The organism is Arthrobacter sp. CG_A4 (assembly GCF_035985125.1).
Classification (GTDB): Bacteria; Actinomycetota; Actinomycetes; order Actinomycetales; family Micrococcaceae; genus Arthrobacter.
Map to the genome: position 1 here is coordinate 126824 of NZ_JAXCID010000003.1, position 20456 is coordinate 147279.

At 68.8% G+C, this 20456-nt stretch carries 18 protein-coding genes; 5 read left to right on the forward strand and 13 right to left on the reverse strand.

Translation table 11 applies throughout. The features are described from left to right. Positions 1-126 precede the first annotated feature (126 nt). Complete coding sequence (locus RCH07_RS02650; protein ID WP_326965910.1) at positions 127-2055, forward strand: heavy metal translocating P-type ATPase; 1929 nt, start codon at positions 127-129, stop codon at positions 2053-2055. Here the strand turns inward: RCH07_RS02650 and ppsA are convergent. From ppsA to RCH07_RS02690, 8 genes are all read right to left on the reverse strand, one after another. Then, complete coding sequence (ppsA, locus tag RCH07_RS02655) at positions 2003-4405, reverse strand: phosphoenolpyruvate synthase (protein ID WP_326965911.1); 2403 nt, start codon at positions 4403-4405, stop codon at positions 2003-2005. The two genes, RCH07_RS02650 and ppsA, sit on opposite strands and share 53 nt — an antisense overlap. Positions 4406-4468: 63 nt before the next feature. Beyond that, positions 4469-4879 carry a four-helix bundle copper-binding protein gene (locus RCH07_RS02660; protein ID WP_326965912.1) on the reverse strand — a complete coding sequence of 137 codons (411 nt, stop codon included), beginning with the start codon at positions 4877-4879 and terminating at the stop codon, positions 4469-4471. Positions 4880-4966: 87 nt separating this feature from the next. Then, positions 4967-7627 carry a cation-translocating P-type ATPase gene (locus RCH07_RS02665; RefSeq protein ID WP_326965939.1) on the reverse strand — a complete coding sequence of 887 codons (2661 nt, stop codon included), beginning with the start codon at positions 7625-7627 and terminating at the stop codon, positions 4967-4969. A gap of 169 nt (positions 7628-7796) precedes the next feature. Beyond that, complete coding sequence (locus RCH07_RS02670; protein WP_326965913.1) at positions 7797-8594, reverse strand: glycosyltransferase; 798 nt, start codon at positions 8592-8594, stop codon at positions 7797-7799. Positions 8595-8598: 4 nt separating this feature from the next. Continuing rightward, positions 8599-10104, reverse strand: a complete 1506-nt coding sequence (locus RCH07_RS02675) for a bifunctional PIG-L family deacetylase/class I SAM-dependent methyltransferase (protein WP_326965914.1) — start codon at positions 10102-10104, stop codon at positions 8599-8601. Then, positions 10098-11276, reverse strand: a complete 1179-nt coding sequence (locus RCH07_RS02680; protein WP_326965915.1) for an acyl-CoA dehydrogenase family protein — start codon at positions 11274-11276, stop codon at positions 10098-10100. Before RCH07_RS02680 ends, RCH07_RS02675 begins: the two co-directional genes overlap by 7 nt. A gap of 163 nt (positions 11277-11439) precedes the next feature. Continuing rightward, complete coding sequence (locus RCH07_RS02685; protein WP_326965916.1) at positions 11440-12117, reverse strand: O-methyltransferase; 678 nt, start codon at positions 12115-12117, stop codon at positions 11440-11442. 54 nt (positions 12118-12171) lie between these two features. Continuing rightward, positions 12172-12540, reverse strand: a complete 369-nt coding sequence (locus RCH07_RS02690; protein ID WP_326965917.1) for a thiamine-binding protein — start codon at positions 12538-12540, stop codon at positions 12172-12174. 132 nt (positions 12541-12672) lie between these two features. Here RCH07_RS02690 and RCH07_RS02695 point away from each other — a divergent pair, with 132 nt between their 5' ends. Continuing rightward, positions 12673-13305: a TetR/AcrR family transcriptional regulator gene (locus RCH07_RS02695; RefSeq protein ID WP_326965918.1), complete on the forward strand. Its 633-nt coding sequence runs from the start codon at positions 12673-12675 to the stop codon at positions 13303-13305. 210 nt (positions 13306-13515) lie between these two features. Here RCH07_RS02695 and RCH07_RS02700 read toward each other — a convergent pair whose 3' ends face one another. Both RCH07_RS02700 and RCH07_RS02705 read right to left on the reverse strand, forming a co-directional pair. After that, complete coding sequence (locus RCH07_RS02700; protein ID WP_326965919.1) at positions 13516-13827, reverse strand: AzlD domain-containing protein; 312 nt, start codon at positions 13825-13827, stop codon at positions 13516-13518. After that, positions 13824-14576 (reverse strand): AzlC family ABC transporter permease, encoded by a 753-nt coding sequence (locus RCH07_RS02705; RefSeq protein ID WP_326965920.1) that lies wholly within the window; start codon positions 14574-14576, stop codon positions 13824-13826. The genes RCH07_RS02700 and RCH07_RS02705 overlap by 4 nt, the downstream gene beginning before the upstream one ends. 366 nt (positions 14577-14942) lie before the next feature. Here RCH07_RS02705 and RCH07_RS02710 point away from each other — a divergent pair, with 366 nt between their 5' ends. Both RCH07_RS02710 and RCH07_RS02715 read left to right on the forward strand, forming a co-directional pair. After that, the gene (locus RCH07_RS02710) at positions 14943-15557 is read left to right on the forward strand and encodes a nucleotidyltransferase domain-containing protein (RefSeq protein WP_326965921.1); all 615 of its coding nucleotides are present in this window, start codon (positions 14943-14945) and stop codon (positions 15555-15557) included. Beyond that, positions 15554-15934, forward strand: coding sequence for a hypothetical protein (locus RCH07_RS02715; protein ID WP_326965922.1), 381 nt, complete (start codon positions 15554-15556; stop codon positions 15932-15934). The genes RCH07_RS02710 and RCH07_RS02715 overlap by 4 nt, the downstream gene beginning before the upstream one ends. A 120-nt stretch (positions 15935-16054) precedes the next feature. Here RCH07_RS02715 and RCH07_RS02720 read toward each other — a convergent pair whose 3' ends face one another. Beyond that, entirely contained in the window at positions 16055-16954 is a 900-nt protein-coding gene (locus tag RCH07_RS02720; protein ID WP_326965923.1) for a glycerophosphodiester phosphodiesterase family protein, read from the reverse strand. A gap of 51 nt (positions 16955-17005) precedes the next feature. On the opposite strand from RCH07_RS02720, the gene RCH07_RS02725 reads away from it, so the two are divergent. Next, complete coding sequence (locus tag RCH07_RS02725) at positions 17006-18286, forward strand: DUF445 domain-containing protein (protein WP_326965924.1); 1281 nt, start codon at positions 17006-17008, stop codon at positions 18284-18286. A 44-nt stretch (positions 18287-18330) separates the two neighbouring features. Here the strand turns inward: RCH07_RS02725 and RCH07_RS02730 are convergent, their stop codons facing one another. Together RCH07_RS02730 and narI are read right to left on the reverse strand one after the other, a co-directional pair. Continuing rightward, a complete protein-coding gene (locus RCH07_RS02730; RefSeq protein WP_326965925.1) occupies positions 18331-19554 on the reverse strand; it encodes an MFS transporter in 1224 nt (407 codons plus the stop codon). Positions 19555-19580: 26 nt separating this feature from the next. Continuing rightward, positions 19581-20456 (reverse strand): respiratory nitrate reductase subunit gamma, encoded by an 876-nt coding sequence (narI, locus tag RCH07_RS02735; protein WP_326965926.1) that lies wholly within the window; start codon positions 20454-20456, stop codon positions 19581-19583.

A 20456-nucleotide genomic window follows, 5' to 3' on the forward strand; every position in this document is an offset into this window, starting at 1 on the left:
GAAAGTCCCAAGAATGCCTGCCGGCGCCCGATGTCCGCCCGTAATTTGCCCCGCAACACCGTCCGCGAAGAGGCTGCGCAGTAGGATGCGAGTAGTCCAGGATGCCGAAGCTACGACAGGATTTCCGTGAAAATTGCGTTCCGGTATCCGCTCGTTGCGGGCACGCTTGCCGCCCTGCTGGCGGTGGTTGTTCTGTTGTTGTCCGGACAGCCGCTCACTGCGCAGATCGCGGCCAGCGTCTATGCCCTCGCCGTGGCCGCCTACCTCGCCGTCGGCATGGTCCGCCGGCTGCTGGGCGGCCAATGGGGCATCGACATTCTCGCCGTCACAGCAATCGTCAGCACGGTACTGGTCGGTGAATTCATTGCCTCCATGATCATCGTGCTCATGATGGCCGGGGGCACCGCCCTGGAGGACTATGCTGCCGGACGGGCCAAAAAGGAACTGACGGCCCTGCTGGAACGGGTCCCGCAGACGGCCCGCCGGGAACGCGGCGGCACGCCCGCCGCCGGAACGGACGCAGGCGGAACCGACGCAGGCCGCCTGTACGAGGATGTCGCGGCCGCCGAGGTCCGGGTCGACGACATCCTCCTGGTCAGGCCCGGCGAAGTGGTGCCACTGGACGGCGTTATGCTCTCCGAGTCCGGCAGCTTCGACGAATCCTCGCTCACCGGGGAGAGCCTCCCGGTGGAGCGGGTGGCCGGCGATCCATTGATGAGCGGCTCCCTAAACGGCGAGGCCGCTGCCCGGATGAAGGTCACGGCGCTGATGGAGGATTCGCAGTACAGCCGGATCGTTGCCCTGGTCAGGGAAGCCTCGGAGAGCAAGGCCCCCATGGTGCGGCTCGCGGACCGGTACGCGGTTCCGTTCACCCTGCTCGCCTACGCCCTCGGCGCCGTCGGCTGGATCATCAGCGGAAGCCCGGCACGCTTCGCCGAAGTGCTGGTGGTCGCCACCCCTTGCCCCCTGCTGATTGCCGCACCGGTGGCGTTTCTCGGCGGGATGAGCCGCGCGGCCCGTGCCGGCATCATCGTCAAGTACGCGGGTGTGCTGGAGCAGCTGAGCCGGATCAAGACGGCCGCCTTCGACAAGACCGGCACCCTCACCTACGGACGCCCCGCCCTCATCGGCATCCGGACCGCCGGAGGCCTGGCGGAGGACGAGGTTCTCAGGCTGGCGGCCTCCGCCGAGCAGTATTCCTCGCACGTCCTCGCCGCCTCCGTCATGGAGGCGGCCCGAAACCGCGGGCTGGTCTTCGAAAGCGCCACCGAGGCCACCGAATTCGCCACCCACGGCGTCCGCGCCCGTTTCGACGGCCGCGACGTGGTGGTCGGCAAACCCAGGTTTGTGGCGGAGTCGGCCCCCGGGGTCGAGGAAACGGAGTTGGCCAGCGGCGAGCTCGCGATCTACGTGGGCGTGGGCGGAGATTTCGCCGGTGCCCTCGTGATGAGCGACCCGATCCGCAAGGAAGCCCGCCGCACCCTGGCCGAGCTCAAGGAACTGGGCGTCACCCGGACGGTCATGCTAACCGGCGACGCGCTCGCCACCGCCGAGCACATCGCGGACGAGGCCGGGCTCACCGATGTCCGCGCCGAGTGCCTGCCGCCGGACAAAGTCCAGGCCGTCCGGTCCCTGCCCCTCCGCCCGGTCATGATGGTGGGTGACGGCGTCAACGACGCGCCCGTCCTGGCGTCCGCCGACGTCGGAATTGCTATGGGCGCCCGTGGTTCCACGGCGGCTGGTGAGTCGGCCGACGTCGTGATTATCCTCGATGACCTGTCCAAGGTGGCCTCGGCCGTGCGGATAGGCCAGCGCACAGTTCAGGTGGCGCTGCAGAGCATCTGGATCGGCATCGCTCTCAGCGTGGCGCTGATGGTGGCTGCAGCAGCAGGCTACATCCCGGCCGTCGCTGGCGCCCTCTCCCAGGAGCTCGTGGATCTCGCCACCATCCTCAATGCGCTCCGCGCGCTCAGCCCGGGAAGGAAAGGGGCGGGCGGCAGCGTTACGGCGTCGATGCCGGCTTCTCGGCTTCGGCGATCCGCGGAACGGTTCTGAGGTAGCTGTCCGGGTTCAGCGAGATCGAGTCGATCCCCTCGCTGACCAGGAACGCGGCGAACTCAGGGTGGTTGCTGGGTCCCTGACCGCAGATGCCGATCTTGATCCCGGCGTCGTGGGCCTTGCGGATGGCCTCGCTGATCATCGCCATAACAGCCTCGTCCCGCTCGTCAAAGAGCGAGGCCAGCCGCGCCGAATCCCGGTCCACGCCCAGGACCAGCTGGGTGAGGTCGTTGGAGCCGATGGAGAAGCCGTCGAAGCGGGTGGCGAACTTTTCGGCCAGGACTACGTTGGATGGAATCTCGCACATCATGTAGACCTGCAGACCGTTTTCGCCGCGGACCAGGCCGTTCTCCGCCATCACGGCGAGCACCTTGTCCGCTTCCTGCGGGGTCCGGCAGAACGGGACCATCACGATGATGTTGCCGAACCCGAGCTTTTCCCGGACCCGCTTGAGGGCAGCGCATTCGAGGGCGAATCCCTCGCGGTAGCGCTCGTCGTAGTAGCGCGATGCGCCGCGGAAGCCGAGCATGGGGTTCTCCTCGGCTTCCTCGAAGGCGGAGCCGCCGATCAGGTGCGCGTACTCGTTGGTCTTGAAGTCGCTGAGCCGGACGATTACGGGCCGGGGATGGTAGGGCGCGGCGATCTTGGCGATGCCGAGCGCCAGGGCGTCCACGAAGTACGCCTTCGGGTCCGCATAGACCCGCGTCAGCTCGCGGATCTGCTCGGCTTCCTGTGGGTCGGTGACCCGCTCGGGGTGCACGAGCGCCATCGGGTGGACCCGGATCAGGCTGCTGATGATGAACTCCATTCTGGCGAGCCCGACGCCGTCCGCGGGCAGCCGCCACCACTGGAAGGCGGCCGCGGGGCTGGCGATGTTGACCATGACCAAGGTGTGCGTCTCCGGCAGTTTGCCGAGATCCACGTCTTCGGTCTCGAACGCGAGGCTGCCCTCGTAGACCCGGCCCTCATCGCCTTCGGCGCAGGAAATCGTCACGGCCCGGCCCTCGGCCAGGACGGTCGTGGCGTTTCCGGTCCCGACGACGGCGGGGACCCCGAGTTCGCGGCTCACGATCGCCGCGTGGCTCGTGGGACCACCGTGGTCGGTGACGATCCCGGCCGCCCGCTTCATGATGGGAACCCAGTCCGGGTCGGTCATTTCGGTGACCAGGATGGCGCCGTCGCGGAATTTCTCGATGTCCGAGGCGCTCCGGATCACGCACGCCGTGCCCTGCGCAATCGAATCGCCGATCGCGGACCCGCTCGCCAGCACCGTGCCCGTCTCCAGCAGGTGATGGATGGTGAATTGGGAGCCGGACTTTTGCGACTGGACGGTCTCGGGCCGGGCCTGGACCATAAACAGCTCCCCGGTCACACCGTCCCTGGCCCATTCCATGTCCATCGGGCGTTCGTAGTGGTTCTCGACGCTCACGGCCCAGCGGGCCAACACGAGGATTTCGGCGTCCTCCAGGACGAAGGAGCGCCGTTCCGCCTCCGAAGTGTTGACCATCCGCGTGCGGGCGTTGCCGCCTCGGCTATAGACCATCTTCCGGTCCTTGGAGCCGAGGGTCTTCTCGATGATTGGGGCGAACTTCTGCTCTTCGCCGGGTGCCGCCAGAAGAGGTTTGAACACGAGGTACTTGTCGGGGTTGATGGTGCCCTGGACGACCGTTTCGCCCAAGCCCCAAGCTGCGCTGATCACGGCCACGCGGGGGAAGCCGGAATCGGTGTCAATCGAGAACATCACGCCGGAGGCGCCGACGTCGGACCGCACCATCCGCTGCACCCCGATGGAGAGGGCGACGTCGAGGTGGTCGAATCCCTTGACCTCCCGGTAGCTGATGGCCCGGTCAGTGAAGAGTGAGGCGTAGCAGCGCCGGCAGGCGTCCAGGAGTTCCCGCTCCCCCGCGATGTTCAGGAAGGTCTCCTGCTGGCCGGCGAAGCTTGCGCCCGGCAGGTCCTCGGCCGTCGCGCTGCTCCGGACGGCCACGGACAGTTTCTGCAGGCCAGCGCGCTCCCCCAGTTCCCGGTAATGGGAGCGGATGGATTCAGCGATGTCTTCGGGGAATTCGCTGTCCAGGAACAATTCCCGGATGGCCTCCCCGGTGGCACGCAGCGTGGTCTCGTCCGCGTGGTAGCTTCGGATCCGGGCACGCATGGCAGCCTCGATACCGTTCACCTCAATGAACCTGCGGTAGGCCGCTGCCGTGGTGGCGAATCCGTCAGGGACGCACACCCCCTTGGCCTTGAGCGACCGGACGAGCTCACCGAGCGAGGCATTCTTGCCGCCCACCCGCGGGACGTCGCCCATACCGATCTTTTCAAACCACATCACCGGGGATTCAGCCATGATGTACCTCCTGTGCTCTCAGCGTCTCAATCGGGCGGTTCTCAGTGGGTCGCAGCGGGCCCGTCAGTAGCGGGCTAGGAGTTCGGCGCAGGCCTGCCCGCTGCGGTCCGCAGCCTCGGCGCTGAGCCGGCAGTGCAGGTACTCCACGGAGTGGCGGCCGCACTGCTCGGTGCACAGCGCGGAGGCGGCCCGGCAGGCCTCTAGCAGGGCCCGCCAGCTCGCCCCGGTGGCCGAGCCCAGCCGCGACAGGACCCGGGCCGTTGTCATGCAGACGTCGGCGCAATTCTGCTGGGCACGGATGCAGTCCCGCAAGGTGGCCACTGCCGGTTCCTCGAGGCACGCGTCCGCCCCGGAAGCACAAGCTTGGGCAGCTTCCAGACACGCATCAATGCAGGCACTCTCCAGGAACCGTTCATCCTGCTGGACTTCGGGGGCGGCGGGATGGGCCACAAGCGCTTGGCGGGAAATGGACACTGACTTCTCCTCAGCTGTCTGGCGGTAAGGATTCTGGCGATGAGTCTGACGGTATGGACCCATACTGCGGCGGCACGGTCCGGGTTGTCAGAGTCTTTGGACCTTTTCGGCGGACCCGGAGACTGCCTCCGCCGCCCTGCCGGAATTCCGGTGCCGAATGACCTTGTACAGCCAGTCCGCGAGCAGCACGGCGGGGATCGCGGCCACCGCCACGGCCAGGCCGCCGGGCGACGGCGGCGCGTGGCCGAGCAGCCCTGCCACCGGTCCGACGAACAGGAACACGGCCAGGAGTCCAAGCTCGGCCAGCACGGCCCAGAGCAGCAGTCGGTTGGAGAACCAACCCAGCTTCCACGGCGGAGAGGTGGCACTGCGGCAAGCGAAGGCGTTGGCGAGCTGGGCCAGCACGACCGTGGTGAAGGCCGCCCCCGAGGCCGCCATCAAGACATCCGCAACCGGCAGTTCCGCTCCGGGCGTCCACCCCGCCCCCAGCAGCACGGCCGTGTACGCCGTCATCTCCATCAGGGCTTCCATCGGTCCCAGCAGCCCGAATACCCGGAACATCAGGGCCCGGTCCATCAGGTGCCGACGCTCCGGCGGTCGCTTCAATGCGCCTTTACTCGGCGCCTCGCTGCCCAGGGCCAGCGCCGGCAGCAGATCGGTTCCGATGTCCAGGGCGAGGATCTGGAGCACGCTGAGCGCCAGCGGGAAGCGTCCGCCGGACATGGCCCAGAAGACAAACGGAGTCAGCTCCGCGACGTTGTCCGTCAAGTGGTAGGTAAGGAACCGCCGGATGTTGGCGTAGGTGGCACGGCCCTGCTCCACGGCGGCGATGATGGTGGCGAAGTCGTCATCCAGCAGCACGAGATCCGCCGCTTCCCTGGCCACATCGGTGCCGCTCAACCCCATGGCAACGCCGATATCGGCCTGCTGGAGCGCCGGGCCGTCGTTCACGCCGTCGCCGGTCATGGCCACCACATGACCGCGGCCCTGCAGTAACCGGGCCACCCGCAGCTTTTGCTCCGGCGAGACCCGGCTGACCACGACGCCGTCGCGGTCCAACAGGGCCGCGAGGACGGCGTCGTCCGCCGGCAGCTCATGACCCTGCAGCACCAGCTCCGGGGAGCCGAGCAACCCGGTTTCCCGGGCGATGGCGGCGGCCGTGAAGGCATGGTCGCCGGTGACCATGGCCACCTTGATGCCGGCCCCGCGGGCCGCCTCGAGGGCGAGCCGCACTTCGGCGCGGGGCGGGTCGTGCAGGCCGATCAGCCCCAGCAGCGTTAGCCCGCTCTCGACGTCTTCCAGTTTGAAGGCGGCACCCGGCAGACCGGGCAGGGTCCGCTCGGCTACGGCCAGCACTCGCAGGCCACGGGAGGCCATCTGGTCGACCATCCCACGGGCTCCGTCGTCGCCACCGCCGTTGTCGCCGCAGAGGGGGATGACCGACTCCGGGGCGCCTTTCACGAAGAGCGTGGTTCCGACGATTGCCGATTCCCTCAGTCGTTGCGGATCGAAGGCGTAGCGGTGCGACACCGTAGGCTCCTCCGGGTGCTGCCCCGGACCCGCCAACCGGGCAGCCAGCGCATCAATCGCCGCCTCCATCGGGTCCCCCTCCGCCCTCCACCGGCCCTCGTGCAGCACGGCCCGGCCCACGGAAGCCGCCAGCGCAGCGACGCTCAGATGCTGCGCCCGGCCGGCGCCGTCCCCGGTGATCTCGGCCTCAGGCCCGTAGCCCTCACCGATGATCCTGAGCTGCCCGGATGGGGTCCAGACCTCGACGGCGTTCATCCGGTTCTGGGTCAGGGTGCCGGTCTTGTCCGTGCAGATGAAGGTGGTGGAACCGAGGGTTTCCACGGCCTGCAGGTTGCGCACCAGCGCGTTCCGCTGGGCCATCCGCTGGGCGCCGACGGCCAGCGAGAGCGTGACGGTGGGGAGCAGGCCCTCGGGTACGAGCGCCACGGCGACGCCGATTGCGAACAGGAAGGCATCCCGCCACGAGATGCCGACCAGCAGCGAGAGGACGAAGAACAGGGCGCCGATAACCAGGGCCATTGCGGCGGTGATGCGGACGATTCGTTGCAGTTCCAGGGCCAGCGGGCTGGGTGGCGCCTTGACCTTGCTGGTCAGGGCCGCGATCTCGGCGAGCCGGGTCTTCCCGCCCGTGGTCACGACGATGCCCTCGGCCTGGCCGTTGACGAGGAAGGTACCACCGTAGACGGTGTCGCCCGGGATCTTGGCGAGGGCCTCGCTTTCCCCCGTGAGCATTGACTCGTCCACCGAGCAGCTCGCGGCCAGGACCAGCCGGAGGTCTGCCGGGACGCGGTCGCCAGCCGCCAGTACGACGGCGTCGTCCGGCACCAGCCCGGTGGTGTGGACCTTTATGACGCGGCTGTCCCGGCGGACCGAGACCATCGCGGGGAGAAGTTCGTGGAGCTTGGCCGCGGCATGCTGGGCCCGTTCCTGTTGGACATAGGCGAACACGCCGTTGACCAGGATCACCACGATGATCGCAATCCCGAGTTGTGGCATGCCGGCCACGAACGCCAGCACCGCGGCGCACCACAGAAGGATGGCGAAGAAGTGGGTCAGCTCGGCCAGCAGCTTCCGCCAGCCCGGTACCGTGCCGACCTCGGGCAGCGTGTTCGCGCCGAATTGGGTGAGCCGACGGGCCGCCTCGGCGGAATTCAGGCCGGCAATGCCAGGGGGCACGTCAGCACCGGCCCCTCCAGCCGGAGCCTCCGGAGTCACCATCGCCATCCGCGTCTCACGGGCGGCACGGTATCCCGGCGCGGCTCAGGTAGCTCATGGATCGAGCGTGCTCCCCGGCGGACGCCGCCCGTCAGGGCCAAAGGTCACGGCATGGGGCGAACCCAAGGCGTTATGCCAGTGTGCCGTCGGCCGGCGAACAGTCCGGTCCCGGTCACTCTGCGGCGCCCGGCGTCCGGTGCCGCCCCAATGTCCGGAGGTAGGCGCCAAAGCCGTGCGGGGCGCGGGCCTGCGTCCGGCCAGAGGTCAGCACCCGCATACTGTCCGTGGCCGTCACGGTGAACGCGCGGCTGCGGAGGTTCTGGACGAGCGTCCGGTCCTCGTGCGCGGCGAGCTTCGGGAAGCCTCCCGCGGCGATGTAAGCCGAGGCCCGCACACCGAAGTTGGCGCCGTAGATATGCGGGTGGTCCTCTTCGAAGGGGTGGCGTTCCAGCCAGCGCCGGCGCAACTCCGGGTCCATCCCTTCGGGGTCCGGCTCCACAGAGCCCAGCACGGCGTCTGCCCCGGCTTCGGCGAACTCCAGCTGGCGGACCAGCCAGCTTTCCGGGACCTGCGAGTCGGCATCGGTGTTGGCCAGCCAGGTCCGCCCGGCCCACGGCGGTGGTGTCCACCGTTTGCCGGGCGGCCGGCGTCGGGGTACTCCGATACCGGCAGCCCGGATACCTGCCTCCCGGCTGGCGCCGGCGCTGCGGAAGCGGACTTCGACGACTCCGAAGCGCGGGTCCGCGGCGACGTAGCGGGCCGTGATTCCGGCGGAGTCGTCCGTGCAGCTGTCCAGCACAACAGTCACGCCCACCTCCACCTCGGGCCGGAGCCGGTTCAGGGCATCAGCGGCCCGCTGCACGGCACGGAGGGCACGGCCGAGGTGCCGGTCCTCGTTGTGGGCCGGAATCACGACGGCGACGCGGTCGATATTGTGCCCGCGGGGCTGTGGAAGGGCATAGGCCGCCATCCGGTTACCGGTCCCGTTCCCGTTCCGGTTCCGGGGCTCCGGCCGCCGCAGCTCCGGACGCCGGGGCTCCGGACACTAGGGCAGCGGACGCCGCAGCAGCCGAATCGGCGGCGGTCTCCGGCGCGATGAGTATCTCGAGGACGAAGTCGCGTTCCCGGTAGAGCCCGGCGTCGGCCCAGCCGAGTTGCCGGCGCGCGGCCGCGTGGACGGAATCGCCGTCGAGCTCCCAGCCGGCTATGGGGTGCCGCCAGTGGCAGAGGGCCAGGGTCCCGCCCGGCAACAGCGAGGCCTCGACACGGGCGAACAGCTCGGCCAGCTCGCCCCGCGCCAAGTAGTAGCCAACCTCGGAGACCACAATGAGATCAAACCGCCCCTCCGGCCAGTCCTGCGGGACCGTGAGGTGGCTGGTCCGGGCCGTGGGGAGGTGCGCGAGCCGTTTGGCGGCGTGGGCCAGGGCGGCGCTGCTGGCGTCGACGGCGAGGAAGCTTCTGCACCGCCGGCCGAGTTCCGCGCTCAGGGTGCCGATCGAGCAGCCGATTTCGAGTCCGGCGGCGTACTCCGGCCCGGGCAGGGCCGCGAGGGTCAGCGAGCGCTTTCGCTGTTCGTACCAGCTGCTCGTGTACTGCCAGGGGTCGTCGGTGCCGGTGTGCACGGCGTCGAAGACGCCTTCCGCATCGCCCGCGGCATAGGAGCCTCCGGCGGACCCCCCGGCGGAACCGGACGGACTGGCGGCCGGGCGCTGCCAGGCAAAGGTCTCCCACGGCCGTTCGAAGTGCTGCAGGAATGCCGGCGACAGCAGCACCTCATCGCCCGGCTGCCCGGACAACGCTTGGACCTGCGACAAGTGGGCGGCCATGGCGGCGGCCTTGGCCTGCTGCTCCGCGGGGCTCAGCGGCAGCCGCAGCCATGACTGCCAGGCCGGGTCATTGGGGCTGGCCCGGAGCCAGTACCAGATGGGGAACTCCAGCAGCCCGTGGCCGCCGGCGGCGGCGAACTCGGCGGCGACGGAACCGAGCGTGTCGTGGTCGGTGTGGCCGTCATGCCGGTAGGGGGCCACAAGAATAACGTGGTCCGGCCGCACACCTTTTTCGGCAAGCGCGGCGACGGTGTCCCGCAGCGCGGTGTGGATCGCGGCCCGTTGTCCGGAGAGCAGGCCGTCCGGCAACGCAAGGAACTGCCAGGCATGGTCCGGCAGCAGCTGCCCCAGCGCGGCGTCGAATTCCCGCAGCCGGACGGCAGCGAGCCCTTCCGGCGTCGTGCTCGGCGATCCGAGGTGCGAGGCCTCCCCCGCCGTGCACAGCAGGACCGTGACGTCTGCACCCACGGACCGCAGCCGGGCCATCAGCCCGCCGGCGCCGAGGGATTCGTCGTCCGGATGGGCGGCCAGCACCACGAACACACGTTCCGCGAGTTCCGCGGCGTCTAGCGGCAGCTCCGGAAGCGCGGGCAGACCGCTGGCGGCCCAGGTGTCCTCGCCGGTGCCTGCGTCGTGGTGGGTGAAGCTCACCATGGGTGGTCCCCCTTCAATGCCAGGGCGCCCAGCTGGGCGTCGTCACGCATGGCATGGTGCTGGCGGATGTAGAGCGAGAGGTCCGCCATGCGTTTGCCGTAGCCCTCGTCGAAGGCAAGCGGACCGGGCCCGAGGTTCTGGCTCACCAGCGTCTGGATGCGTTCGACGGCGGCGGCGACCTGCCCCCGGACGCGCAACGCCTCACTCCACGCGCCGCTGCCCGAGAGCTCCCCGGCGTCGATCCGGGCTGCGGTCCGCGCGAGGTACCCGGTCAGGGCGGCAAGGGTGCGGTCGATCTCGCCGAGGTGGGCCAGCGCGATCTGGTCCGGCTCCCGCCCGCCGTCGGCCGCCGCCGCCAGGGAGTCCTTGTACCCGCGGGCCACCGCGACGGCGCCGCCGAGCCAGCAGGCCGCCACACCCATGCCGCCCCAGGCGAAGCCGGGACGCTGGTAGTACCAGCCGGGCCCTCCCAGCGGCACGGCCGGAACGGAGTCGAAGTGCACGGTGCCGCTGGGGATTTCCCGCAGGCCGCGGCTGGTCCATTCCGGATCGGCAAAGCTCACGCCATGAACGTGGAGGTCGACGGCGAACGCGGCACGGCCGCTGCCCTCGATGTGCGCGGTCAGCACGGCGTGGTCTAGTTGCGCGGCCAGCGAGCACCAGGGCTTGGAGCCGTGGAGCAGGAATCCGCCCCCGGCCTGTTTCGCCTCCAGCCGCAGACCGGCGGCCTCAGCCGCGAACACACCCCAGGCGCCCTCGAAGTGGATCCCTTCGATGTCCGGGCGGTCCAGGCCCTCCAGCGCGGCGTGCGCGGCAGGGTAGGAGGGATAGACAGGGTGGGCGGGATAGGCAGGGTGGGCGGCGGGGGCGGGCGCGGCCTGGGCGGCTGCCTGTGCCAGGATCGCAGACGCATCCAAATGCGGTTCCAGGGTTCTGCCTGCCGCGACATCAACGGCGGTGATGGAAGCCAGGAGCTCCCAGAGGAACGCCGTCCGGCCGGTGCCGGGCTTCGGGGCGGCTTCCTCCGCAGCTTTGGCTAGTTCCAGCAGCGCCGGAACGTCCCCCACGGCCGGCTGAGCGGCGTCCAGCAAGGGCCGGAGCGCGGCCAGTTCCTCCGGTGCGGAACTGATCCGCACCGGCCGGGGCGGGTGGACGTCTGGGGTCCCGTTCATGTCCGTGGCCTGCATTCCTTCGAGGAGTATCGCTGGTGCCGTTCGCTCCCGCTGCCGTCGGCCAGGGGCTGCCGCTCAGTAAATCTAAGCACACTTAGCACTTGGAGGTGCAGCCCGCATACGCCCGGGTCCGTCCTGCCGCTCACGGCCTGCCGGGCCCGCCCTACCGCACGAGCGCAAGGGCAAAACCGTCCCAGCCTTTGGAGCCCACGGTCTGGATCGCCGTCCCGTCCAGCCGCGGGTCCTCCCCCAGCATCTGCAGCGCGGTGATGATGCCGGGGGCGTTCACCGGATCGAGCGAGGGATCCAGCACAGCCCCTTCCCACACCATGTTGTCCATCACGACGACGGTGCCGGGCCGGCCCAGCCGGATGGCCCAGTCGAGGTAGTGCGGGTTGTTTTCCTTGTCCGCGTCGATGAAAACAAAGTCGAAGGGCGCGGCGTCTTCGGCCTCAAGGGCGCGGAGGGTGTCCAGCGCGGCTCCGACGCGGATCTCCACCAGATGGCCCAGGCCGGCGTCGTCGACGTTGCGGCGTGCCACGTCTGCGTGTTTGGGGAGGTATTCGCAGCTGACCAGACGGCCGCCGTCGGGCAGCCCCTGGGCCATCCAGATGGTGCTGAAGCCGGCCAGCGTCCCAATCTCCAGCACGCGGCGGGCGCCGGAGAGCCGGACCAGCAGCTTCAGCAGCTTGCCCGCGTTGGGCGCCACTTCGATGGACGGCATACCGGCCGCGAGGGCGGCGGTCACGGCGCGCTTCAGGGAACTGTCCGGCCGGACAACGACGTCGGACAGGAACTCCTCGACGGCGGTCCAGCGGGTCGTGGGTTGATGCTCGATCATGCCCTCAGTCTCCCAGTTGCCCGGGCCCGGCGGTAGCGTCCGGGCCCGGGAATCCTAGTCCCGGGCCGGAGTCCGGTGGCCGCCGATTGCCTGTTCCAGCCGCTCCAGCTTGCCGGTGAGTTCTCCCGAGTACCCCGGGCGGATGTCCGCCTTGATGACCAGCGACACCCGGCTGCCGTAGCGCCCCACGGCCTCGGTAGCCTGCTTTACCACCGCGAAGACCTCATCCCATTCGCCCTCGATGGTGGTGAACATCGAATCGGTGTGGTTCGGCAGACCGGACTCGCGGACGATCCGGACCGCCTCGGCGACGGCATCGTGAACTGACGCCTCATCCGCCGGGACGGCACCGGAGACGGCGCCGGAAGCTTCGGCCGTGCGTGCGGGCCGGCCTGAGGGTGCGACAGAAAATGCGAGCAACATGGCACCAGTCTGTCACGGGACACCGCGGCGGAATGGCCCTCATCCGGTCCCGATCGGATCCGGAGGCCGTCACATTGAGCCTTACCGCCGACTATCAGCTTTGCCCAAGGTCTGCGTTGCTACCCTAGGCAAATGAACCGGGTAGTAGAGGGCAGGCCGCTCCGCGCCGACGCCGCGCGGAATGTGGACAAGATTATCACCGCGGCCCGTCATTGCTTCCGCGAGCGCGGCCCGGATGTCCCGCTGCAGACCATCGCCGTCACTGCCGGGGTGGGCCCGGCCACGCTGTTCCGGAACTTCGCGGACAAGGAAGAGCTCGTCCTCGCCGCCCTGCACCGGCAGCTCGGGCTGCTGGTTGATCCGGCCATCGAGGAGGCACTCGCCAACCCGGACGCCGCCGACGGGCTCTTCAACGTGATCGAAGCGCTGATGGGCGTCGCCAGCGAGGAGGCCAACCTGCTCGGCGCCGTCGCCGGCCGGCGCGGACTGCTCACCGGCATCACCGGTGACCTGATCGAATCCGTGGCCGTGCTGCTGGGCCGCGGACAAGGCCAGGGAACCCTGCGCAGCGATATTTCCATGACGGACCTGATCCGGCTTCTGGCCATGCTGATCGGCGTCGTGGACACGATGGAGGCCGGCTCGGACGCGTGGCGCCGTCCGGTTGCGCTGGTGGAGGATGCCATCCGCACGGAACGGCCGCACCGGCCTCTGCCGCCGCAGGCTCCGTTGCCGGGTACCGCGTTCGACGCCGTGCTCGGCTGAGGCTCGATCCTCACGATCCGGGGCACCAGGCACACCGGACGCCGGGCATCAGTCCTGCGCGGGGACGGGGGACATGCCCATTCTTCGCACCCGGGACCGGGCACAATGACACTATGTCCACGCGCTGGCCCCGGCGCGGGGCATGTCCCTGAGCCCCGCCCCCGCACCATGGCTCCGGACGAACTAGCGAAATGCGACCTGACCCTGGCCCTAGCCCCAGCCCAGCAGCCGCAGGCCGGCGGCCGCAGCGGCTCCGGCAAGGACCACTACCAGAAAGGGTGCCCGGAGCAGGAGGGCAATGCCGGCCGCGGCCAGCGCGCCCAGCCGGGCGTCGAGCGCCAGCGTCTGGCCCGAGGCCACCGTGTTGACGATTGCCAGGGAGGCCAGCAGCCCGATGGTCATGGTGCCCGCGATCCTCGACATCCGGGGATCGCGGAGCACACCGGCCGGGACCAGATAGCCCAGCAGCTTCCAGGCGTAGGCCAGCAGGCAGGACAGCAGCAGCCACATCCAAAGACTCATGGGGTGTCTCCGGCGGGGCGGGAGGCGGTGCGGGCGGGGTGTTGCTCGGCGTAGGGATCCACGTCCGGTTCCAGTCCTTCGTCGCTGCGGCCATGGCTGAACCAGCCGATTCCTGCGGCGACGGCGGCGGCCGCCAGGATCGGCACCCCGGCGGGCACGAACGGCACCGCCAGTACCGTGGCCAGGGCGCAGACGACGGCGATCGCCACGGGTTCGCGGCCCTTGAGCCTGGGCCAGAGCAGACCCAGAAACGCGGCCACCGCGGCGCCGTCGAGCCCCCACTGCCGGGGGTCCCCCAGGGCGCCTCCGGCCAGCGCGCCGACGGCGGTGAACAGGTTCCAGAGGATAAAGATGCCGATTCCTGCCGTCCAGAAACCGCGCTTCTGCTCCAGCGGATCCGTCTGCCCTGTGCTCGTCGCGGTGGATTCGTCGATCGTCACGTGGGCGGCGGCGAACCGGAGCCAGCCGCGCGGCCGCAACAGGGCGTTGATCTGCATCCCGTAAATTCCGTTGCGCATGCCCAGCAGGGTGGCCGCTCCCATCGCGGCGACGCCGGACCCTCCTCCGGCCACGACCCCGATGAACGCGAACTGCGATCCGCCGCTGAACAGCAGCAGGCTCAGGGCCATGGTCTGCCAGAAGTCGAGTCCGGAGGTGACGGACAAGGCGCCGAAGGACACTCCGTAGAGTCCGGTGGCGATGCTGATGGACAGCCCCACCCGCACCGCCGGGGACTGCAGGAGTTTCACGGCCGCGGCGCCGCGGATAAGTTCCCCGCGGCTGGATTCCCCGCGCCTGTTTCCGGCAGCACCGCGCTTAGGGCTGGCGCGCTCGTTGTGTGGGCGGTCCTGGCGGACCAGCGGAATGGCATGAAGCTACTCAATCACAGCCGCGGAGCCCCCGCGGCCCCCGGCCGGATCGGCCAGGGACACAGCCGGGACGGTTCTTTCGCCGCGGCTGGTGGTGGGCGGAGTATCCGAGCACTGTTCGCCGATGCCAAGCAGGTAGGAGCTTTTCTGGCACTTCGCTGGCGCAGGCACAGTTATAGAACTACCGCCGGCCCCTTCCGAAGTACCGCCTATCGCGTACAATTGTGAGCGATCAGGAGGTTAGGCATGCAGTTGCAAAACCCATTGCGGGCAATCTGCCCAGCACTCGAGGCCGATGTCCTCATGGCGCTGGCCTCCGGGGCGCCCAGTACCCCGGGCGCTCTCGTGCGCGAACGCGGTGTACAGGCTTCGATCTCCGGCGTGCGCCGCTGCCTGGAAAGGCTGGAGGGGAACGGCGTTGTCGACGCCGGCCATCTCGGCAACCGAGTCGAGTACTCGCTGAACGCCCAGCATATGCTTGCCGGTCTGGTTGTCGAGGCGTCGAAGGCGATGGAAAGTTTCACCCGGTTCCTGACCGACGCAATCTCCCGTTGGGAAGAGCAGCCATTGCAGGTGACATTGTTCGGTTCCGCGGCCCGCCGCGAGATGCGCAACGATTCGGACATCGACCTGCTGTTCGTCGTCCCGGATGGAGCCAGCGACCAGCTGTACGAAGCGATCAGCGACCTGGCCGTCGATGCCTACCGCCTTACAGGCAACGACGTCCGTCCGATGGTCTACGAGGTATCCGAAGTCCGCCGCGCACCGGTCTTCGACTCGATTAACCGCGATGGCCTTCACCTCTTTGGGGACAGCCATTGGCTCTCACGCCAGCTGCACATATTAATGTTTGCCAGATGACAGCCCGCACCGACGCTACCGCGCGCCTCGAGGACGCCCGCGCGTTCGTGGAAGCAGCGGAGACCATCGACACGCTGAACGATGCCGAGTCCTACGCGGACGTGATCGCGACGCTCGCGATCCATGCGGGGATCGCCGCCTCGGACGTTTTCTGTCTGCTGACGCGCGGTCAGCACTCCAAGTCGGAAAACCACGCCGATGCTGTCAACTTGCTGAAGACTGCTGGAGGGGACAGCGCTGCTTTGAGCCGCTTGCTGGGTGAAAAGACAAAGGCCGGATACAACGTCAAGAGCCTGACCCGAGCCAAGGCCACAAAGTGCCTTCAGTGGGCCGGTAAGCTGTTGTCCGCGGCCGAGGAGAAGTACGGTCAGCCGTGAGCGGTAGCAGGGGTACCCGTCCACTGTTTTCAAGAACCAAGCCCCCAAGTTGGGAGGCACACTCAACCACTCACCCGGACATCCCGAATCCGCGGCCGAGCCAGGCGAAGGGCCAGAAGCCTAGCGTGCCGGCCGGGATTCCGCCGAGAGCTGGGCCAGGACGCGGGCCGGCCGGTTGGTGGTGATCTCGTGGATGCCGAGCTCCCGGCACAGCGCGACGTCGTCCTCAGAGTCAACCGTCCACACCCGGAACCGGCGGCCGGAGTCGAGCCAGCGCTGGATGGTCCGGGCATGCTCGCGGACGTAGCTGATGCCGGGCCCGGCCAGGCCCGCCTCGCAGTCGTCCAGGATCCGCTCACCTTCGGTCTGCGCGGCCTTCATAACATTCGCCAGCGCCCCGCCGGTGAGCGCGCCAAGGCCGAGTTCCCCGCGGATCTCCGCCACGTTCACGTCGTCCACGAGCTGGCAGACGGCCGACGCCGGGACGGCCTTGAGCAGGTGCCTCACCGAGTCCGGGCTGAAGCTCATGAACGAAATATTGACGTTGTCCAGCCTGGACGTTGTCGCGTCCCAGCCCTCGGCCCTGAGGATGTCCAGGACCCGGTCTTCGAGCCTGAGTTGGTAAGGGCTGGGGTGTTTGAGCTCGATAGCGAGACCGATTTCGCGCCCGGCGCCGCGCAGGATGTCCAACAGCTCGGGAAGGCTCAGGAACTGCGCAGACCGGCCGCCGTAGTCGTCCGGAATCCTCGCCCCCTTCCAGGAGGAGAAGTCCAGCAGCCGCAGTTCCTGCAGGGTCCGGTCCGCCACGGGTCCGGTGCCGTCCGAGGTCCGGTCCAGGTTGGCGTCGTGCAGCAGCACCGCGTGCTGGTCCCGGGTGAGGTGGATATCGCACTCCACGCCGTCGGCGCCGTCGGCGATTGCCTGCAGGTACGCGGCGCGGGTGTGCTCGGCGAAGGCGGCGCTGGATCCCCGGTGGGCGTACACCAGCGGGCGGGCGGCGGAGGACTCGTCAGTCGTCATGCTGACACGTTAGCGGACGGCGCCCGCCGGGGCGGGCACTAGGCTGGGCACATGCAGGTGAACACTGAGCCAAGAACCCGGCCCGCGGCCACGTCCGATGCAGAGAAGGCCGCCGCGCTTCGCAAAATGAAGCTGCTGGCCGTGTCGCTGCTGATCGTGATGGCGGTCATATTTGTGGTCGCCTTCGCGCTGCAGAAGCAGTACCCCTGGCTTGAATACGTCCGGGCCGCGGCTGAGGGTGGCATGGTGGGCGCCCTCGCCGACTGGTTCGCCGTGACGGCCCTGTTCAAGTATCCGATGGGCCTCAAAATCCCGCATACCGCCATCATCCCGCAGCGCAAGGACCAGATCGGCGCCTCGCTGGGCGAATTCGTGGAGACCAACTTCCTCTCCGAGCAGGTGGTTCAGGAGAAGCTGGCCTCCGTGGACCTCGCCCGCAAGGCCGGCGCCTGGCTGTCCGGTCCCGGCGGCGCCGAGCGCGTGGCCAAGGAAGGTGCCGCGGTCCTCCGCGGCGTGTTCACCGTCCTGAACGACGACGACGTCCAGGCTGTGATCGAGGGGATGGTCCGCCGGCACATTGTCGCTCCGCCGTGGGGGCCGCCGGTGGGCCGGATCGCGCAGAAGATCTTCGACGACGGACACCACCACGCGTTCGTGGACGTCCTGGTTGACCGCACGGTGGACTGGGTGCGGGACAACCAGGAGACCGTCAACAGGCTGGTCACGGACCGCTCGCCGACGTGGGTGCCGTCGTTCGTCGACGGGCTCGTGGGCGACAAGGTCTACATTGAGGTCCTGAAGTTCACCCGGGCGGTGCAGGCCGATCCGCAGCACCAGGTGCGCCTGTCCATCGACAAGTACCTCAAGGACCTCGCGCAGGACCTGCAGCACGATCCGGTCATGATCGCCCGCGCCGAAGGCATCAAGGCCCAGGTCCTGGGCGACCCGGAGATCCGGGAGCTCGCCTCCCGCACCTGGGGCACAATCAAGGCGGCCCTGCTCTCCGCCGTCGACGATCCGCACAGCGAACTGACCGTGAGGTTCAAGGCCGCCGTCCACGACTTCGGCACCCGGCTGGTGGTCGATCCCGAGCTGGCCGGCAAGGTCAACAAGTGGATCGGCGACGCCGCCGGCTACCTCGTGAAGACCTACCGTTCGGACATTGCCGGCGTAATTTCGGACACAGTGGCCCGCTGGGACGCCGAGGAAACCTCGCAGAAGATCGAACTGCAGATCGGCAGGGACCTGCAGTTCATCCGGATCAACGGCACCGTGGTGGGCGCCCTCGCCGGACTGGCCATCTTCACCGTGGCGCACCTGGTGTTCGGCTGACGCTGCGTTCGACTGACGCTGCGTTCGGCTAACGCTGCGTTCGGCTACGCAGCAGCGACCTTCGCCTTGGTCCGGCCAGGCACGGCGAAAATCGTGAACGCGAGTGCCGCGAGTGCCGTGACTACGAGCAGCAGCAGCCCGATCGAATAGCTGCGAGTCGCGGCGTCGTACGTGGCTCCCATGACCAGCGGCGGGAAGTACCCGCCCAGTCCGCCGGCCGCGCTGACCACGCCGCTGATGCTGCCCACCTTCCCTGCCGGGGCGAGCACACCCACCCAGGCGAATACCCCGCCCGTCCCGAGGCCCAGCGCCGCGGCCATGGCGACGAACGTCAGGCCGGCGGGGACATCGCCGTCGGGCTGCAGGTTCACCACCCAGGCGAGCACGGCGACGCCGGCGAGCGACACGATCACCACGGGTTTGGGGCCGAACTTGTCGGCGAGGACGCCGCCCACCGGCCGGGCCAGCACGGCGGCAAGCGCGAACCCTGCGGTGCGGGCACCGGCCGCGCTGGGATCGAAGCTGTAGATATCGCGGAGATAGGTGGGCAGGTACGTGGCGAAGGAGACGAAGCCGCCGAAGACGACGGCGTAGAGGAAGCACATCTTCCAGGTGACCGGGGTGCGCACGGCGTCGGCGAGCTTGGGCAGCACGGGGGTGGTGCTGCGGGTCCAGCCCGGGGCTTCCTTCATCAGGAACCAGACGAGCGCCGCCATCACGGCCAGGATCGCGGCGATCAGCAGGTGGGTGGGGAAATAACCGATTCCGGCCACCAGCCGCGGGTTAAGGAAGGCGGCCAGCGCCGTGCCGCCCATGCCGGCGCCGAAGACACCGGTGGCGAAGCCGCGCCGGGACGGTTCGTACCAGCCGCTGACAAAGGGGATCCCGACGGCGAAGACCGTCCCGGCCACGCCCAGCAGCAGCCCGGCACCGAGGACCAGGGCGAAGGAGTTGAGGAGGCCGCCGACTGCCACGAGCAGGATCGGCAGTATGGAGGCCAGCAGGACGAACGTGAACATGGCGCGGCCGCCGTACTTGTCCGTCAGCGTGCCGACGACGATCCGGCCCAGCGAGCCCACGAACACCGGCATGGCAACGAGCACGCCGGTGGTGGCCGGGTTCAGCTGGAGGTTCTGCGTGTAGAAGGCGCCGAGGGTGGCCACCGAGTTCCAGGCCCAGAAACCCGCCACCGAGGCCGAAGTGGCGAGCACAAGGTTGAGTGTCCGCCCCGCGGGGGCGGTCCGGGGAAGCGGTGCGGATCCTGCCACGTGTTGCCCTCCAGCTTCAGTTCAGCTCAGCGGTTCCGGGTGTCCCGGTCGCGGGTTCCGACGGCGGACCAGCCGCGGCGGGCGGCGCCGGTGGAACGTCGCCCGCCGACGGCACCGTCTGTTGATTTACCTGCGCCCCGGCCTCTTGACCTGTCTGTGGCCCGGCCTGTGGCTGCGCCCCCGTCCCGGGAGCGGTAGACGATGTACGGGCGGAAGAGGTAGTGGAACGGTGCCGTGAAGGCGTGGACCAGCCGGGTGAACGGCCAGATCACGAAGAGCGCCATGCCCACCAGGGTGTGCAGGTGGAAGGAGAACGGCGCCCCGGCCATGGCGGCGATGTCCGGCTGGACGATGAACAGGGACCGGAACCACGGGGCCACGGTCTCGCGGTAGTTGTGGCCGTGTTCGCCCTCGAACACACTCGCAAGGGTGGTCCACAAGCCGAACACGATCGCTGCGGTGAGCACCACGTACATGGTCTTGTCGTTCCCGGTGGTGGCCATAAACACCGGGCCCGTGGTGCGGCGGCGGTAGATCAGCAGGATGATCCCGCCCAGGGTCCCGACGCCGGCGATCCCGCCGACCAACAGGGCGTTGAAGTGGTAGAACGCCTGGCTCATCCCCACGGCCTGGGTCCATGCCATCGGGATGACCAGGCCGAAGAAGTGGCCGGCGATCACGGCGAGCAGGCCGAAGTGGAACAGCGGCGAGGCGATCCGCAGCAGCCTGGACTCGTAGAGCTGGGAGGACCGCGTGGTCCAGCCGAACTGGTCGTATTTGTAGCGCCAGACGAGCCCGCCGACGAGGACCACCACCATGACGTACGGCAGCACGCCCCACAGCACGATGTCCAGCGCGGTGATTTCGACGGCGGATCCGGGCTCGGTTTCGGCTGCCAGCAT